This is a genomic window from Faecalibacter rhinopitheci (genome assembly GCF_015234135.1).
In the GTDB taxonomy this organism is placed as follows: domain Bacteria; phylum Bacteroidota; class Bacteroidia; order Flavobacteriales; family Weeksellaceae; genus Empedobacter; species Empedobacter rhinopitheci.
In genome coordinates, this window is the sequence record NZ_JADGIK010000019.1 from 4,906 (window position 1) to 6,398 (window position 1,493).

Annotated in this window: 2 protein-coding genes; both read left to right on the top strand. The window is 26.1% G+C overall.

The window, feature by feature from the left end:
* The first annotated feature begins 20 nt into the window (after nucleotides 1-20).
* Nucleotides 21-548: a hypothetical protein gene (locus IM532_RS13300; RefSeq protein WP_194183988.1), complete on the top strand. Its 528-nt coding sequence runs from the start codon at nucleotides 21-23 to the stop codon at nucleotides 546-548.
* A 227-nt stretch (nucleotides 549-775) separates the two neighbouring features.
* Nucleotides 776-1,201, top strand: coding sequence for a hypothetical protein (locus IM532_RS13305; protein ID WP_194183989.1), 426 nt, complete (start codon nucleotides 776-778; stop codon nucleotides 1,199-1,201).
* Nucleotides 1,202-1,493 lie beyond the last annotated feature (292 nt).

A 1,493-nucleotide genomic window follows, 5' to 3' on the forward strand; every position in this document is an offset into this window, starting at 1 on the left:
AGAAACGTTAGCTGCAAATTATGAAAAATAACTCTCGAAATATTTTCATCTTATTCTCTTTAATAATTGTTACCAGTTTTATTATGATTTATAGTGCAAATATTAATTTTCACAAACATTATAAAATTGACTATGAAACTTTTTCAGTAGAAATTAAAAGCGAAACTTATTATTATAATTCTAAAAATAACATTTATAAAAGATATAATTTAAATGACACAATTGTTATTGAAAACGCTTTAAATTCTAGTGAATATAATTCTATGATTGAATTAGTAAATCAATCTAAAGTATTCAACTTTGATAGTATTTATATTATTCCAAATCCTAGAAAAATTATAACATTACCATTTACAGAAACAGAACTTAAACTACAAGATAAAAATCGAAACAAATATTTTAAAATAAATTCAGATTTTCAAGAAAATAAGTTATCAAATAAGAAAGATTTCGTTTTTACAAATGAACTAATTCAAGATTTAAATAAAATTTTTGATGCTAATAAAAATATTAAATTTCTTCCAAAATCCGATTTAGAATTCTATTAACATAATCAGCAGCTAACATCGTATTTGCAAAAAACGGGCTGAAAGTAAACTTTCATCCCATCTTTTTCCGCTCGCAAAATTGCTTTTCTAAAAACTTTCAATTAATTTAGTTTCAGAAAAGAGCAATTTGCTTGAACGGACGAACTTGAACTTCGTTCAATTTCTCACCCGTTCTTCGCAAATACTCGGCTCGTTAGCTGCAAGCCTAAAAAAAAATACAATTTAAAATGAACGAATTAGATTTAGATTTTAGTGGCGGTCCAAATAGTTGGTTTGACTTTTGGCACACTCACGTAGATTGGGATGGTGAAGGGAATAAAAATTTTAAAATTCGCTTAAATTATCTTCAAGAATTATTAAAACTATATGAAAATATTAAAAAAGAATTAAATTTATATCCAAATAATTATCAAATATGGATTGTAATCGATGAAAAAGATAGTAGCGAAGATGCTGTTTACATTCACACAAAGAATCCTAACAACGAAAATTTCCCTTTAAAAATTGATAATACAAAAATTTGGAAAACAGATAATGAAGATTTATCAAATTTTATTTTACAAACAGGATTAGAAATTATAGAAGTGGAATATTACGATGGAAAAGGTTTTTATTTATTCGATAAAAATATTGGTGAATCTATAATAAATTAGGCCATCAGCTAACAAAGTATTTCGCGAAAAAACGGGCTGATAGTAAACTTTCATCCTATTTTTTTCCGCTCGCAAAATTGCTTTTCTTAAAACAATAAACTAATTTAGTTTTAGAAAAGAGCAATTTGCTTGAACGGACGAACTTGAACTTCGTTCAAATTCTTTCCCGTTCTTCGCAAATACTCGGCTCGTTATACGACAGCGTTAACAGACATTGCGTTAAATGAAAAATCTTCTAAAAATTATATTTCTATTAATAATTGATTTTATACTTATCTGGATTTGGTTCTAT

Excerpts from the sequence above, each read along its gene's own strand:
- IM532_RS13300 (WP_194183988.1), top strand. The coding sequence starts at position 21 with ATGAAAAATAACTCTCGAAATATTTTCATCTTATTCTCTTTAATAATT.
- IM532_RS13305 (WP_194183989.1), top strand. The coding sequence starts at position 776 with ATGAACGAATTAGATTTAGATTTTAGTGGCGGTCCAAATAGTTGGTTT.